This is a genomic window from Limosilactobacillus coleohominis, assembly GCF_016901675.1.
Lineage (GTDB): Bacteria > Bacillota > Bacilli > Lactobacillales > Lactobacillaceae > Limosilactobacillus > Limosilactobacillus intestinavium.
Genome location: NZ_JACJKU010000034.1, coordinates 1 through 16782, shown reverse-complemented (window position 1 = coordinate 16782; position 16782 = coordinate 1). Strand labels below are relative to the sequence as shown.

15 protein-coding genes are annotated in these 16782 nt (G+C 41.9%); 14 read left to right on the top strand and 1 reads right to left on the bottom strand.

The genetic code is table 11. The features are described from left to right. The 3 genes from H5975_RS04530 to H5975_RS04520 form a co-directional block, all read left to right on the top strand. On the top strand, positions 1 to 377 hold a 377-nt coding region (locus H5975_RS04530; protein ID WP_275086940.1), incomplete at its 5' end, for an alanine racemase C-terminal domain-containing protein. A gap of 8 nt (positions 378 to 385) precedes the next feature. After that, positions 386 to 736: a type II toxin-antitoxin system PemK/MazF family toxin gene (locus tag H5975_RS04525; RefSeq protein WP_275086939.1), complete on the top strand. Its 351-nt coding sequence runs from the start codon at positions 386 to 388 to the stop codon at positions 734 to 736. A gap of 170 nt (positions 737 to 906) precedes the next feature. Next, positions 907 to 2382 (top strand): MFS transporter, encoded by a 1476-nt coding sequence (locus H5975_RS04520; protein WP_204785060.1) that lies wholly within the window; start codon positions 907 to 909, stop codon positions 2380 to 2382. 111 nt (positions 2383 to 2493) lie between these two features. On the opposite strand, the gene cbpA is transcribed toward H5975_RS04520, so the two are convergent. Then, positions 2494 to 3129, bottom strand: coding sequence for a cyclic di-AMP binding protein CbpA (gene cbpA, locus H5975_RS04515; protein ID WP_204785059.1), 636 nt, complete (start codon positions 3127 to 3129; stop codon positions 2494 to 2496). Positions 3130 to 3314: 185 nt separating this feature from the next. Between cbpA and pth the strand changes: the two genes are divergently transcribed. The 11 genes from pth to lysS all read left to right on the top strand — a co-directional run bounded on the left by pth (position 3315) and on the right by lysS (position 16603). Then, complete coding sequence (gene pth / locus H5975_RS04510) at positions 3315 to 3878, top strand: aminoacyl-tRNA hydrolase (protein WP_204785058.1); 564 nt, start codon at positions 3315 to 3317, stop codon at positions 3876 to 3878. Positions 3879 to 3909: 31 nt separating this feature from the next. Continuing rightward, complete coding sequence (gene mfd, locus H5975_RS04505; RefSeq protein ID WP_204785057.1) at positions 3910 to 7446, top strand: transcription-repair coupling factor; 3537 nt, start codon at positions 3910 to 3912, stop codon at positions 7444 to 7446. Positions 7447 to 7455: 9 nt separating this feature from the next. Next, on the top strand, positions 7456 to 7731 hold the full coding sequence (locus H5975_RS04500) for an RNA-binding S4 domain-containing protein (protein WP_204785056.1): 276 nt from the start codon (positions 7456 to 7458) through the stop codon (positions 7729 to 7731). 165 nt (positions 7732 to 7896) lie between these two features. Beyond that, entirely contained in the window at positions 7897 to 8268 is a 372-nt protein-coding gene (locus H5975_RS04495; RefSeq protein WP_204785055.1) for an FtsB family cell division protein, read from the top strand. 131 nt (positions 8269 to 8399) lie between these two features. Then, positions 8400 to 8885, top strand: a complete 486-nt coding sequence (locus tag H5975_RS04490; protein ID WP_204785054.1) for a S1 domain-containing RNA-binding protein — start codon at positions 8400 to 8402, stop codon at positions 8883 to 8885. Next, positions 8885 to 10258 carry a tRNA lysidine(34) synthetase TilS gene (gene tilS, locus H5975_RS04485; RefSeq protein WP_204785053.1) on the top strand — a complete coding sequence of 458 codons (1374 nt, stop codon included), beginning with the start codon at positions 8885 to 8887 and terminating at the stop codon, positions 10256 to 10258. Before H5975_RS04490 ends, tilS begins: the two co-directional genes overlap by 1 nt. After that, positions 10251 to 10799, top strand: a complete 549-nt coding sequence (hpt, locus tag H5975_RS04480) for a hypoxanthine phosphoribosyltransferase (RefSeq protein WP_178660365.1) — start codon at positions 10251 to 10253, stop codon at positions 10797 to 10799. The genes tilS and hpt overlap by 8 nt, the downstream gene beginning before the upstream one ends. Positions 10800 to 10888: 89 nt before the next feature. Further along, the gene (gene ftsH / locus H5975_RS04475) at positions 10889 to 13039 is read left to right on the top strand and encodes an ATP-dependent zinc metalloprotease FtsH (RefSeq protein WP_204785052.1); all 2151 of its coding nucleotides are present in this window, start codon (positions 10889 to 10891) and stop codon (positions 13037 to 13039) included. Positions 13040 to 13131: 92 nt separating this feature from the next. After that, entirely contained in the window at positions 13132 to 14019 is an 888-nt protein-coding gene (hslO, locus tag H5975_RS04470) for an Hsp33 family molecular chaperone HslO (RefSeq protein ID WP_204785051.1), read from the top strand. Between the two features lie 61 nt (positions 14020 to 14080). Beyond that, positions 14081 to 15085 (top strand): tRNA dihydrouridine synthase DusB, encoded by a 1005-nt coding sequence (dusB, locus tag H5975_RS04465; protein ID WP_204785050.1) that lies wholly within the window; start codon positions 14081 to 14083, stop codon positions 15083 to 15085. 18 nt (positions 15086 to 15103) lie between these two features. Then, positions 15104 to 16603, top strand: a complete 1500-nt coding sequence (gene lysS, locus H5975_RS04460; RefSeq protein WP_204785049.1) for a lysine--tRNA ligase — start codon at positions 15104 to 15106, stop codon at positions 16601 to 16603. The last annotated feature ends 179 nt before the right edge of the window (positions 16604 to 16782 follow it).

The following is a 16782-nucleotide window of genomic DNA, read 5'->3' as shown; positions in this document are numbered from 1 at the left end:
CTCATGCCACATTCGTTAAGAAATTACATAAGGGAGACTCCGTCAGTTATGGTGCCACCTACACCGCGCAGCAAGATGAATGGGTTGCTACGCTACCCGTTGGTTATGCTGACGGTTACCTTCGTGGCTTAGCGGGCTACCATGTACTCATTGACGGTCAAAAGTGTGATATTCTGGGCAGAATTTGTATGGACCAAATGATGGTTCGTCTGCCACACGAAATGCCAGTTGGTACAGAAGCTTTCCTTCTTGGTAAATCAGGTAATGAACAAATTACTGCAACTGACTTAGCCGACAAACTTGGGACAATTAATTATGAAGTCTTAACCGGATTGGGTGATCGTTTGCACCGTCGCTACATCGATAATAAGGAGTAATGGTAGTTTTGCCGCAACAGGAAATTTATCGTGGGGATATTTATTATGCTCACCTTTCGCCGGTTACTGGTTCAGAGCAGGGTGGCTTTCGGCCGGTTCTGATTATTCAAAATGATATTGGTAACCAGCATAGCCCTACGGTAATCGTGGCGCCTATTACTGCTCAAATGCAAAAACACTCGTTACCGACTCATGTCCCCATTAATCAAGCAATTAAAGGGATTAAACGGGATTCAATTGTGTTACTTGAACAAGTACGGACAATTGACAAACGGCGATTAGATGATAAAATAGGACAGCTGAATACAGAAATGATGAATGCTGTTAACTCCGCGTTGCGGGTTAGCTTGCATCTATAAGTTAGAAATTTGGGGATATGATATTGCTCCCCAACATGGATCATCAATCCACAGCGTGGTATACACATGGCCCGAAATATTCGGATTTTCCGAACACTTCGGGATTTTTTGTGCTCATGATGGCTTTTGATTTCGAATATTAATTTAAAATTAATAGGGAAGGTGAAAGAGTGGATCAGCATAAACGGCGAACAATTGTGACAGGAGCACTCCTGTTATCAAACATCATGGCTGGAATGGACGGGACGATTGTTAATACTGCCCTGCCAGCAATTACCAGTGATCTCCATGGCTTGCAATATATGGGATGGATTATTGCAACATTCCTTTTAGGGATGGCGGTTGCCACCCCGCTATGGAGTAAACTAGGTGAACATAAAGGTAATAAACAAGCATACATAACGGCAACGACCATGTTTTTAATTGGTGCGGTTTTTCAAGGATTAGCACCAAACATTCTCTGGTTTATTATTGCTCGAACAGTGATGGGAATCGGAGCAGGAGGAATGAACACAATTCCGTTTATTGTGTTTGCTGAATTATATGACGATTTGAAAAAACGGGCACAAGTATTAGGAATTGCCAGCGCCTGTTTTGGAACAGCTTCAATCATCGGACCGTTACTTGGTGGATGGATTGTTGACGCTCTGAGCTGGCACTGGGTCTTTTATGTTAATGTCCCAATCGCTTTGATTGCGATCACGATTGTTGGCCCGTACTATAAAAACGTTACTCGTCAAGCAGCCGGCAAACCGGTTGATTACCTGGGGGCCACGTTGTTAGTTGTTAGTTTGGTAATGATTTTGGTAGCCGTTCAATTACTAGGGTCAGCTTCTCCGTTAATTGTTGCAGGGTTGATGGTTGGCGGATTGTTATTATTAGCATGGATGGCTAAGGTAGATGATCACGCTGAAGATCCCATTGTACCCAGTCGGCTATTTAAAAATCGTGAATTAGTGATGGACTTTTTACTTTTCGTGATTATTTGGGGATCATTCATTGCATTCGTTACTTATATCCCAATGTGGGCTCAAGGAATTTTGGGTCTGAGCGCACTTCTAGGTGGGATGACCCAGATTCCAGGAGCTGTTACCAATTTTATTGGTTCCGAACTAGTACCGGTTTTGCAAAATCGGTGGGGTAAATATTGGATAGTGACTTGTGGTGCAGCGTCAATTTTCATTTCCTATTTGGGAATTATGATTGGCGGTCAAGGTACCCCGTACTGGCTTATTTTGGTAATGGGAGCTTTTGAAGGCTTTGGTGTTGTTTTGGTCTTTAACATCTTGCAGATAAATGTGCAGACGGATGCCGAACAACGAGACGTTCCAATTGCAACATCATTGGGGTACTTACTGCGAATCTTAAGTCAAACCTTGATGTCTGCCGTGTATGGTGTGATTTTAAATCAGGCACTCTTTAAGGGGGTTAAAACGCATCACGGGATTACTATGCGGATGTTGAATCAACTATCGAATGCCAAAACTGCAGGAAACTTACCCCACGCTTTGTTACCAACCATGCGGGGGATTTTGTATCATGGCTACCACAATATCATTTTAGCGGCGGTCGCTTTGATTGTGATTGCACTAATTATTGTGGTCGTTAGTGGTTGGCAACATCATTTAAAAAACATTCGTGCATAGTTACGAAATAGAATAGATAACAAGAAAATAAAAAATGGGTTTCAGCTGTTCGGGACTACCGACAGTTGAAACCCATTTGTACTTAGAATTGAAAAACTTTAATTACAATTCTTATTGATGATGAAGATCCTCGATCTCAGTAACTTCAAAGCCTTTCTTGTTCAGTCGTTTAACAATTTTATCGACACGCTCACGATCAACTTCAGCAGGTAGTGTAAAGAGCACTTGCTTCCCTGGTTGATCATCTGGGTCAAGGGAAATGACGTTCACAATTTGGCTAAAACGAGTAATTTCTTTGGTAATGTGCGCTAAGTCACCCCGTTCGTCTGAAACATGAACATTGAGGACGTACCGACCGCTATTAACGTTCCACGCTTCTGCCAGGAGTTCTAAGAGACTGTTATGGGTGAGGATTCCGTAAAAATGGTTCTGGCTATCTAAAACAGTAATGTATGGCAAATCACGGATTGCAAAGAACACGGTATAGAAATAAGCGTTAATTGAAATAAATTTAGTAGAGTTCTTTAACAGGGCAGTTACCGGTAATGTCATATCGCCGCCGCGCGACTTATGGCGGTAAATATGCATCTTATAGATATTGCCACGGAACATAGTCTTAGTAGAATCAAGGACAGGTACACAGCGATAACCGGAATCCTCTAATATTTTAAGAGCTTCCTCGAGAGTGGTATCTTCAGTAATGGTAGTTAGTTCTGATTTTGGTTTAATGAGTGAATTAAAAATCATTTTGCTTAAGCTCCGTCTTATAAATTCTTATAATTCATCATACCATAAATTAGAAAATAATGAGAAAACACCAATAAAATTTTGCTTTACGAATGACTAATGTATAATGTAACAGGTAGATGCTGGGCAAGGGCGATGTCACCCGCGCGCGGCCTTTTTGTAGTTAATAAAGGAGTATGACAAAGATGAAAATGATTGTGGGATTAGGTAATATCGGTACCCGTTATGATGGCACCCGTCATAATACCGGATTTATGGTGGTTGAACAATTAGCTTTGGATTATCACCTGGGAGCTTTCAAACATGCTAAAAATATTGAAGCAGTAGTTACTTCTGGCATGATTGATGGCGAGAAGGTTATGTTGGTCAAACCAACAACTTTTATGAATGATTCTGGTCGTGCTGTCAAACCATTAATGGACTATTATGATTTGTCACTCGACGATTTGGTCATTGTCAACGATGACCTAGATATGCCGGTTGGGAAGGTTCGTTTAAAGACTCATGGTAAATCAGGCGGCCACAATGGTTTAAAGAGTATTATCCATTATATTGGCACTGATAAATTCAACCGGGTTAAATTAGGAATTGATCACCCTCAACATGGCACAGTTGTTAGTCACGTTTTGGGGAAGTTTAGCAAAGAAGAGCGGCCCCATTTTGATGATGCAGTTACAACAGCTGAGAAGGCATTGGTGGACTGGATTCATGGTGAAGACTTTGCGGGCTTGATGAATGATTATAACTAGCTAATAGTTTTCTTATTAAGGAGGTAGTCACTTGCAAATTACAGATTTAATCGCTAAAACACCTCAGTTTCAAAAAGTTTACCAGGGAGTTAAACCAGGTGAACATCAATTGTTAACGGGGGTCAGTGGTTCTGCTAAAACTGCGCTCCTTGCGACCCTTCAAAACAATTTAAAACACCCTCAAATTGTGGTAACAGATAACTTATTCCATATGCAGGATTTGGCAAGTGACCTAGAAAATTTGTTGCTAGCTAGTCAGATTTTTCAATTTCCAGTTGAAGAATCTTTAGCTATGGAAATTGCTACAAGTTCACCTAATTATCGTCTCCAGCGTGTTCAAGCGATGAATGCACTTTTGAATGATCAGGCTGCCATTATTGTTACAGCGACCGGTGGATTAAGGCGACCATTAGTATCACCAACTGTTTTTAAAGATGCCCGCTTGCAATTTAAAGTTGGTGGAGAGGTTAACCTAGAGTCAACAATTCAAAGATTAACCATGATGGGTTATCACCGGGAGAAAATGGTCATAGCACCTGGTGACTTTGCGGTCCGGGGTTCGATTATTGATATTTACGCATTGAATACTGACAACCCGGTGCGCATTGATCTTTTCGATACAGAAGTAGACTCATTACGGTATTTTGAAGCTAATAGTCAGCGAAGCATTGAAAATATTCAATCTGCAGAGATTTTACCTGCTACTGATTTAATCGTTTCCCAAGAAGAGTTGCCGCATGTCCAAAAGAAGATGCAGGCAGAATGGCAGTCAAATATGAAACTAGCGCAGGATGATGAAGATCAGCGACAGATCGAAAATCATTTCAGGCCATTGTTGGATGCCTTAGAACATGGCAACCTGGAAAATGGTTTATTAACCTATAGCGATTTGATTTATCAAAAGCCAGCAAACCTACTGGATTACTTGCCTGCAGACGGTAGTTTAGTAGTGGACGATTTGGCCCGTATCAAGGAAGCCAATAAAGATCTGTTATTAGATGAAGAACAATGGTTAAAGGAGCGGATTAGTTACCACCACCGGCAAAAATTAGCTCCATTGGGCAATGATGCCAGTCAAGTAATCTCAAATGACCAGCATTCACAACTGTACTTGGCCCTTTTTAAAAAGGGAATGGGACAAGTGCGGTTGAAGCAAATTGTGGAATTCAACAGCCGACCAATGCAGCAATTTTTTGGTCAAATGGAGCTGCTGCAATCAGAATTACAACGGTTTAAAGAGCAGGGTGAGACGGTCGTCATTATGACCAAAAGTGACGAACGACGGGCCAGTGTGGCTAATACGTTGAATGAATTTGGTGTTAAAGCAATTGAGACGCGAGTCGACGAACTTCAGCTTCACCAAATTCAGCTAGTTGCCGCTAGTTTAAACAATGGCTTTGAAATGCCTGCCGCTGGTTTGGTAGTCATTACAGAATCCGAAATGTTTAAGCAGGTTAAGAAACGGCGCCCACGTGCGCAAAAACTTGCCAACGCAGAACGGATTAAAAACTATACTGACTTGAAGCCCGGTGACTATGTTGTTCACGTTAATCACGGGATTGGGATTTTTAGCGGAATTAAAACGATGACGGTGGACGGCATTCACCAAGACTACATGGTCATTAATTATCGTGATCATGCCCAAATTTTTGTACCAGTAACGCAATTAAACCTGGTGCAAAAATACGTTTCATCCGAATCAACGAAGCCGCATATCAATAAATTAGGCGGTAATGAATGGGCGAAGACCAAACGGCGGGTTGCCCAAAAAGTTGAAGATATTGCCGGTGATTTAGTTGATTTATATGCTAAGAGAAAGACTGCCAAAGGGTTCGCATTTCCAAAAGATGATTATCTTCAAGAAAAGTTTGACAATGAGTTCCCATATACTGAAACAAAAGATCAACTAAGAAGTATCCAAGAAGTGAAGGAAGACATGGAAACTCCTAAGCCGATGGATCGGCTGTTGGTTGGTGACGTGGGATATGGTAAGACCGAAGTGGCGCTGCGGGCAATTTTTAAAGCTGTCACCGGTGGTAAACAAGTTGCCTTTTTAGTTCCTACCACCATTTTGGCCCAGCAGCATTACGACACGATGCGGGAACGCTTTGAAGGCTTCCCAATTAAAATTGAAATGATGTCACGTTTCAGAACTCCTAAACAGATGAAAGCCATCGAAAAGGGGGTGGCGGATGGTTCCATTGACGTTGTTGTTGGGACTCACCGCCTATTGTCAAAGGACGTCCACTTTAAAGATTTAGGACTTTTGATTGTCGATGAAGAGCAACGTTTCGGGGTTAAGCATAAGGAAAAGCTCAAGCAAATCAAGTCTAACGTGGACGTGTTAACCCTTACTGCAACCCCAATTCCCCGAACCCTGCATATGTCAATGCTAGGGGTGCGGAACCTCTCCGTGCTGGAAACACCGCCAGTTGGCCGGTTCCCGATTCAAACCTACGTTTTGGAACAAAACTGGACGGCCATTCGTGATGGAATTTTGCGTGAAATGAAGCGTGGCGGTCAGGTTTATTACCTCCACAACCGGGTCAATGATATTGAACGGGTTGTGAATGAAATTGAAACTCTGGTTCCTGAGGCTCGTGTAGGATATATTCATGGCCAGATGACGGAAGCACAACTGGAAGGGGTCCTGTATGACTTTATTCGTGGTGAATACGATGTGTTGGTTACTACTTCCATTATTGAAACTGGGGTGGATATTCCAAATGTCAACACGCTGTTTGTGGAAAACGCTGATCGAATGGGATTGGCCCAACTTTATCAGATTCGGGGACGAATTGGGCGAAGTAACCGGGTTGCGTATGCCTATTTCATGTATCAGCCCAATAAAGTTTTAACTGAACCGGGTGAAAAACGGTTGGCAGCTATTCGTGACTTTACTGAATTAGGGAGCGGTTTTAAGATTGCTATGCGTGACTTAGCAATTCGTGGTGCTGGAAATCTGCTAGGAAAACAGCAACATGGCTTTATCGATTCAGTCGGGTATGACTTATATTCGGACATGCTTGCGGATGCCGTTGCCAAAAAGCAGGGTAAGCATCAAGCAACCACTAGCAATGCTGAAATTGATGTGGCCGTGGAAGCATACTTGCCAGATGATTACATTGCTGATCAACGCCAAAAGATTGAACTATATAAGCAAATCCGCCAGGCACGGGATAAAGATGAGCTGTTGGACATTCAAGGTGATCTAATTGATCGTTTCGGTGATTATGGTCAGCCGGTCGCAAACTTATTGTTGATTGGTGAATTAAAGATGAAAGCCGATCAAGCAATGTTAGTTCGCATTAAGCAAACCAAAGGGGAAATCCACTTAACGTTTGCCAATGATGCTAATCAGTACCTGAAGGGTGCCCAGATCATCAAAGCGGCAGCTAACACCAAGTTCAAATTTACGGTGGGCGAAAACGATCATGGTCAGGTTACAGTACGCTTAATCATTCAACCGAAGATGAACCAGCAAGATTGGCTCCACCAATTATTACAGTTAGTCAGTGATTTAGCTGACATTGTCCAAGAAGAACAAGAAAAAAGTGCACAGAAATGAGGAATGAAGATGCGTTTAGATAAGTATTTAAAAGTTTCACGGATTATTAAGCGTCGTTCAATTGCTAAAAAAATTGCGGATCAGGGAAGAATCTTGATTAATGATAAGGTCGCCAAGTCCTCTAGTGACGTTCGCGAAGGTGATGTTTTAACCATTAAATTCGGCAATAAGACCGAAAAGGTGAAGATTAATCGGATCATTGAGACGACTAAAAAGTCTGAAGCAGAAGATATGTATGAAATTTTGGACATTAGTTATGCAGAAAATTTTGACGATGAGATTTAGTGTCCAATAGTCTAATGCACATTATTTATCAAATGTTAATTAAGATTGACTAGCAAATTACGTTATTTTTTGCTAGGATATAAGAGATGTAATATCAATATAACTAAGATAATTATGACTGCAGAACCGGTGAACACTTACCGGTAGAAAAATGGGGATTATGTAATGAAAAAACAGTTTAAAAATAACATTACAAAAATTAATACACCGTTTGCGCGTCAACGAGATCGGGAACGCAGCAGTGAACAAGCTTATCGCTACCGTGTCCATGTTCGCCGGGCCAAAATTATTTTGGGTGTATTTGCAGTCTTATTTTTAATTCTGGCGTGTCAAATTATTGGGACAAAGCGTGAATTAGGACGGGTTAACCGCAATATTGCGAAAGCCAACGTCACGTTATCTCAAAAACGACAAACTAATCGAAAACTCAAAAAACAAGTCAAAAAATTGCATGATCCTGACTACTTACAAGAAGTCATTCGGGAAAAATACAATTATGCAAAAGATGGGGAAACAATCTATCATTTTGTAAAATAATCATTGTGAAGAGACTGGGTGCGAGTGCTCAGTCTCTTTTAATATCATAATTGGGACTGTTAATTTACGGGTTGCTTATGATATACTCGGGGAGATTAAATTTTTATTAGAATTAGGAGGATTGCTAGTTCATGGCAATTGAAGAAGGAGCAAAGGTTACTGGTAAAGTGTCAGGAATTACCAATTTTGGTGCATTCGTAGATTTAGCGGATCATAAAACGGGTTTGGTTCACATTAGCCAAGTATCTAATCAATACGTTAAGGATATTAATGATGTCCTTTCTGTTGGTGATGAAGTCACAGTGAAGGTAATGAAGATCGAGGATAACGGTAAGATTGCTTTATCAATTAAGGCCGCTCAAGATCAAGGACATGACCATCATGATAATGGTCATCAACGTCATCACGAGCATCATGAACACAATGACCGAAATGAACACTTTACAAAACGTCAGCCTCGCCCTGAACATAGTAATCACGGTTTTGGCGGTCATCATGAAAAGAGTCATTTTGATGACATGCTGGCCAACTATATGAAGGAAAGTGAATCACGTTTATCAACTTTAAAACGGCAAACTGATGGTAAACGTGGTGGCCGTGGCGGCCGGCGCAGCTAATGGCTGCTGATCCATTACAAATCACAGTCAAACGGTGCCTGCAACGGTACCGTTTTTTTGATTGTTCAACACCGCTAGTTGTGGCCGTTTCAACAGGTGTTGACTCAATGGTATTGTTAGACTTACTGCAACGGGTTACTGCAAAGCAACGAATTGTTGTCGCTCATGTGAACCACCATTTACGAAAGCAAAGTGTTCAAGAAGAGGAATATTTACGACAATATTGTGAAAAACACCAGTTGCAACTCTACGTTGACCAGTGGGTCCATCATCCCGAACATGGTATTGAAACTGCTGCCAGAAACGAGCGGTACCAGTTTTTTGCTAAAGTTGTTCAAAGGGTGGGAGCTTCTCTATTACTGACGGCGCACCATGAGAATGACCTGGCTGAAACCATGTTGATGAAACTGGTACGAACAGGTGACCTGCAAGAATTAATAGGTATTAAAGAAAGCCGCCCATTTCATGAAGCACAGATTATTCGACCATTGTTAGCAGTTCCTAAATCACAATTAATCCAGTATGCAGAACATCACGGGATTCGCTGGTTTGAAGATGCTACTAATCAAGAGGACGATACGTTTAGAAATCGAGTGCGCCACCATTATCTACCAGCGTTGCAACAAGAAAATCCTCAGCTGTTAGATCACATGTACAGGCTGCATAGTGAATTAGGGGAGTTGCTAGATTTTCAACAAGAAGAAGCCGATGCCCATGCGAAAACGGTGTTTACTGAAGACGGACTAAAGTTACGTGAGTATCAAAAATGTGTTCCAGTATTGCGACGCTGGCTATTAAGAAAGTGGCTGAATCAACACCATTGGTATAATGTGAGCCTCTTAGAATTAAAACAGGCAGATCATTGGTTGATGAACCAACAAAAACCAACTGGCGAATATCAAGTGGGAACGGCTGTGCAGCTAATCAAGAACTATTCAAATGTCCAATTACAAAAAGTTCAGAAATCAGCGAAAAAAAACGTGAAGATCACTGATTTTATGGTAGAATTTGACCATTGGTACACGGACACGAACGGCGACTGTTTTGGCGTTTTTAGCCAACCAGTGGGTAAAGTTCAAGCAAAAGTGTGGTTAACAGACAACCAGTTACCATTACGGGTACGAACCTGGCGTCCAAATGATGAAGTTCGTTTGAAAAATGGTCATCACCAAAAAGTACGCCGAATTTTAATTGATCAAAAGGTTCCCCAATCAATGCGACCACTTCAATTAGTAGTTGTTGATCATCAAGATCAGGTATTGTGGGTTGTTAACCGCAAAACTGCATGGCTTGATCGTCGGACAATTCGTGACCAAAACTATCAAGAATGGTATTTTTGTCAAAAAAGAGATACGGGAGAGAACGATGAATAACGATATTGAACGCATCATTTACAGTAAGCAACAGATTGATCAGCGAGTGCAGGAACTGGCGGATGAATTAAATCATGATTATGCGGGCAAAAAGAATGTAGTTGTAGTTGCCGTTTTGACAGGGGCAATTATGTTTGCCACCGACTTATATAAAAAGTTGGATTTGTATGCTCACATTGATTTTGTTGACGTTTCCAGTTACCAAGGTGGAACATCATCCACCGGTTCAGTGAAGCTCTTGCATGATTTGAAGAATGACATTGCCGGCAAAGATGTGATTATTTGTGAAGATATCGTTGATACCGGACGAACTTTGAAATTCTTGACAGACCTGTTAAAAGATCGCGGGGCTAACAGCATCAAGATCTGTTCAATCTTTGATAAGCCAGCAGGACGGGCAGTTGACGTGAGTGCTGATTATGTTGGCTTTGATGTTCCAAACGAGTTTCTCGTTGGGTATGGATTAGATTACCAGGGATTATACCGGAATCTCCCTTATATCGGGGTTTTAAAGCCAGAAGTTTATAAGAGAAATTCCTGATTAAATTATTGGTCAGTGATAGTCAAATATGCTATCATAGCATTACTATGATTATTAAGCATTAACACTGCTAGGAATAGGAGGTTGTTATGAACAACAATCGTAAAAACAATGGATTTACTCATAACGTACTCTTCTATGCAGTTATTTTCTTGTGCATCATGGGAATTGTCTACTTTTTCTTTGGGGGAAATAATAACTCCGGGCAAAGCAAGAATGTTTCACAGACACAATTTGTAACAGCATTACGGAAGAATCAGGTTAAGAGTTTCCAAGTACAACCAAACGGTGGTGTTTACAAAGTTACGGGGACTTACCGAAAGCCACAAAAGATGTCTAGTGGTAACCAGACAGGGCTTTCACTAATGAACCAAAAGTCAAGCACCACTACCAGCTTCCAAAGCTCTGTTTTACAAAGTGACGTGACTGTTAACCAATTACAAAAGTATGCGGATAAGAATAACGTCAAGATCACCACACATCCTGAAGAATCCAATAGCATTTGGGTAAACCTGCTTGTTACTGGATTGCCAATTATCATCATGATTTTATTCTTCTACATGATGATGGGCCAGGCTGGTCAAGGCGGCGGCCGTGGAGTGATGAACTTCGGTAAGACCAAAGCTAAGCCATCCAGTTCTAAGGATAATAAGGTTCGCTTCTCAGATGTTGCTGGTGAAGAAGAAGAAAAACAAGAACTGGTCGAAGTTGTTGAATTTTTGAAGGATCCAAAGAAATTTATGAAATTGGGTGCCAAGATTCCATCTGGTGTCCTTTTGGAAGGACCTCCAGGTACTGGTAAGACCTTACTTGCGAAGGCCGTTGCCGGTGAAGCGGGAGTACCATTCTATTCCATTTCTGGATCTGACTTCGTTGAAATGTTTGTCGGGGTTGGTGCCAGCCGTGTTCGGGACCTGTTTGATCAGGCTAAAAAGAACTCACCATCCATTATCTTTATCGATGAAATTGATGCCGTTGGTCGACGGCGTGGTAATGGCATGGGCGGTGGCCATGACGAACGTGAACAAACCTTAAACCAATTACTGGTTGAAATGGACGGATTCCAAGGTGACGAAGGGGTCATTGTAATGGCCGCTACGAACCGTTCTGATGTCCTTGACCCAGCCTTACTGCGGCCAGGTCGTTTTGACCGGAAGATTCTGGTTGGTCGTCCTGATGTTAAGGGTCGTGAAGCAATTCTTCGTGTTCACGCGAAGAATAAGCCATTGGCTCCAGATGTTGACCTGAAAGAAATTGCTAAGCAAACTCCAGGGTTCGTTGGGGCTGATTTAGCTAACCTGTTGAACGAAGCTGCCTTACTGGCTGCTCGTCGTAATAAGACTGAAATCGACGCTTCAGATGTTGATGAAGCAGAAGACCGTGTCATTGCTGGTCCAGCCAAACGTGATCGGGTGGTTTCACCACAAGAACGCAAGACCGTGGCCTTCCACGAAGCTGGTCACACCATTGTTGGTTTGGTCTTGAATGATGCACGAGTAGTGCACAAGGTTACAATTGTTCCACGTGGTCGTGCCGGTGGTTATGCAATCATGCTTCCTAAGGAAGACCAAATGCTCATGAGCAAGAAGAACGCCGAAGAACAAATTGCTGGTTTAATGGGTGGTCGTGCAGCAGAAGAATTAATCTTCAACTCACAATCATCCGGTGCTTCTAATGACTTTGAACAGGCAACCCAAATTGCTCGTTCAATGGTTACCCAATACGGGATGAGTGATAAGATTGGTCCAGTTGAACTGCAAAGTTCTGGTCAAGTGTTTACTGGTCAAGGCTACGATCAATCATCTTACTCTGAAAAGACCGCTGCATTAGTTGACGAAGAAGTTCGGCGGATCTTGACTGAAGGTCATCAACGGGCATTGCACATTATTGAAACGCACCGCGAACAACATAAGTTGATTGCTGAAGCGTTATTGAAGTACGAAACGTTGGATGAAAAGCAAATTCTCAGCCTTTACAAGTACGGCAAGATGCCTGAAAAGGATGTGGAAGCTGCTGAAGATGAACAACGAGCTGCTACTTTTGAAGAATCAAAGCGTGAACTAGAACGTCGTGAAAATGCTAAGTCAGATGAAGCCTTGGAAAATAAGGAAACTGATCAATTAGCAGACCACAACGCTCAAGATGATCACAACGATTCAACAGATAATGACGCAACTTCAACACAAGATGATACTTCTAGTCATCAAGTTGATAATGATCATCACGACGATGATGAATAAAATAAAAGGAATTGTGAGCTCATCACAATTCCTTTTTTGTTGAGTGATTTTAATGATAGAATGAATGCAATATGTAATTTGGAGGACATAACATGGCTGAAGATTATTTAGTAAAGGCGGTTGCCGAAAATGGAATGTTTCGTACCTATGCAGTTAATGCTACCCAGTTGGTTACAAAAGCCCAAGAAATCCATGATACTTGGAGCGCAGCATCAGCAGCGTTAGGCCGAACACTGATTGGAACATTATTATTAGCTACTTCTGGTTTACAAGGTGAAGCTGGAATGACAGTTAAAATTCAGGGGAACGGTCCAGTTGGCTTCATTGTTGCTGATGGAACCGCTCAAGGAACTGTGAAGGGTTACGTTCACAACCCTCACGTGAACCTGCCTTTAAATAGTAAGGGGAAAATTGATGTTGCGGGTGCAGTTGGTACGCAGGGAACGTTGTCAGTGACTAAGATGACTCCTGGTGATAAAACACCATATACCGGAGAAGTTAATTTAGTCTCTGGTGAGTTAGGCGACGACTTTACATATTATTTGGCACAATCTGAACAGATTCCATCCGCGGTTGGCTTATCTGTATTTGTAGAGAAAGATGATTCAATTGATGTTGCGGGCGGCTTCATGGTTCAAGTACTGCCCGGAGCAAAAGATGAACAAATTGCTGACTTGGAAAAATCGATTAAAGAGTTGCCATTAGTTTCTGAAATGTTACGGGATGGCGACACACCAGAAGACATTTTAAAGAAAATTTTTGCTGGCAAGGAACTGAAAATTTTGGATAAAATGCCGGTTAAATATGAATGCAATTGTTCCAAAGAACGGTTTGCTAAGGCATTAGCCAGTGTTAAGAAGAGCGACTTGGAAGAAATGATTGCCAAAGATCATGGTGCCGAAGCAGTTTGCCAATTCTGCGGTAAAAAATATGAATTTTCTGAAGATGAACTAAAAGCAATGTTAAAAGATAAGGATTAAGTTGTCTGCTGGCAATGCTGTGATACAATATTGATTGTGATTTTAAAAAGGAGGAGAGCAAATGGAGTGGCAAATTGGCGACGTTAAAATTCCTAACCAAGTTGTAGTTGCACCAATGGCCGGAGTAACTAATAAGGCCTTTCGTGTGATTTGTAAGAAATTTGGTGCGGGATACGTTGTTTGTGAAATGATCTCTGATCGAGGGATTATGTACCAAAATAAGAAGACCATCTCGATGACTGCGGTTGATCCACATGAGCACCCCATGGGTATCCAAATTTTTGGCGGAACTAAGGAAACATTAGTTGAAGGGGCCAAATTTATTGATCAGCATACTGATGCGGATGTCATTGACATCAACATGGGATGTCCAGTTAATAAAGTGGTAAACACTGATGCGGGTGCACGGTGGTTATTGGATCCTAATAAGGTTTATGAAATGGTTTCTTATGTGGTTGACGCTGTTAAAAAACCGGTAACCGTTAAAATGCGAACCGGTTGGGATGATAAACACATCTATGCGGTTGAGAATGCACTAGCTGCTGAACGGGCTGGTGCTTCAGCAATTGCAATGCATGGCCGAACCAGAAAACAAATGTATACAGGACACGCAAATTGGGATATTCTAAAAGAAGTGGCATCTCAATTAACCATTCCATTCATGGGGAATGGTGATGTGCGCACGCCTGAAGATGCTAAGCGGATGCTCGACGAAGTAGGGGCCGATGCAGTGATGATCGGTCGTGCTGCGATGGGTAATCCATGGATGCTGACACGTACAGAACACTATCTGGAAACTGGAGAATTGCTGCCTGAAGCAACTCCAGAACAGAAGATCAAGACTGCTAAGGAACACTTAGCTGCGCTCTGTGATTTGAAGGGTGAATATGTCGGAATCCGTGAATTCCGTGGTCAGGCAGCATACTACCTAAAGGGAATTCCACGGTCTGCACGAACTAAAGTTGCCTTGATGTCTGCAACTAAGCAAGCAGAGGCTGATGAAATTTTCGACCGCTTTTTGGACCAGTATGAAGAACGCCAGGCAAAGCGCCAAGCTGTGAATTAGAATTGAGGAGGATTATTAATGGCAAAGGAAGAAAAGCTGAATGATCAAATGCTAGTGCGTCGGGACAAGATGAACGCACTGCGCGAAAAGGGGATTGACCCATTTGGTCACCGATTTGCACCGGATCATGATATTTCAAGTGACATTCGGGCTAAGTATGGTGACTCTAGTGAAGAGCTATTAGCAGAACAACAAAATGAAGTTACCATTGCAGGACGAATGATTGCTAAACGTGGAAGTGGGAAGGCAAGTTTTGCCGACTTGCTGGACCGTGGTGGCAAGATCCAATTTTATGTTCGTCAAGATGTAGTAGGTGAAGACACTTACCAAGTCTTTAAGGACTCTGATATTGGTGACTTCTGGGGAATTACAGGTGATGTTATTAAGACGCGGATGGGTGAATTAACGATCCGGGCTCGGAAGATGACATTCTTAACCAAGGCTCTCCGTCCTTTGCCAGATAAGTACCATGGTCTCCAAGATCCTGAACTGGTTTATCGTCAACGTTACTTAGACTTAATTACTAACCGAGATAGCTTTGATCGTTTCCAAACTCGGACTAAGATTATCAAAGCAATTCGGAACTACATGGATAACAATGACTTTACTGAAGTAGAAACGCCAATTTTGGAAAACGTTGCTTCAGGTGCTGAAGCACGTCCATTTATTACCCACCACAATGCACTAGACATTGATATGTACATGCGGATTGCTACCGAATTACGTTTAAAGCGGTTAATTGTTGGTGGTATGGAACGGGTTTACGAACTTGGCCGAATTTTCCGGAATGAAGGGATGGATCCTCACCACAACCCTGAATTTGACACTATGGAAACATATGCTGCCTACTTTGACTTTAACGATGTCATGAAGGAAACTGAAGGGATTTTCCAAGCAGCGGCTAAGGTAGTTTCTAATGATCTAAAGGTTACTTACCAAGGGACCGAATTAGACTTCAGCAAGTCCTTTGAAAAGATGCACATGGTAGATGCAATCAAGAAGTACACCGGTGTTGATTTCTGGCCAGAAATGACAGTTGAAGAAGCACGGAAGCAAGCGGATGACAATGGTGTACAATACGAAGACTGGTGGAAGGTTGGTCACATTATTAACGCCTTCTTTGAAGAAAAGGTCCAAGACCAACTTGAACAACCAATCTTTATTTACGGTCACCCTAAGGAAGTTTCACCATTAGCACATATGAACCGTGAAGACCCTCGTTTTACTGACCGGTTCGAACTTTACATTTTAGGGAACGAATACGCTAACGCCTTTACTGAACTAAACGATCCAATTGACCAACGTCAACGGTTCGAAGCTGAAGCAAAGGAACATGCGGAAGGTAACGATGAATACCAACCAATTGATGAAGACTTCGTAGAAGCTTTGGAATACGGAATGCCTCCTACAGGTGGACTGGGTGTTGGTATTGACCGGTTAGTAATGTTGATGACTGACGCCAAGTCAATTCGTGACGTATTACTATTCCCAACAATGCGTCCAAAGACAAATAATTAATCATTAAAATCCAAAATTTGTTCTCTCAAAGTTGCTTGTCAACTTTGAGAGTTTTTTTAGTTTGAATTGATAAAACGGTTCTTTGTCAATCGGTACTGATAATAAAATTTACAGTTCAAGCAGTCATTTTGCTTGGGCTGTTTTTTGTTTTGCAATTAGAACTAACTGTTAAGTGAGAG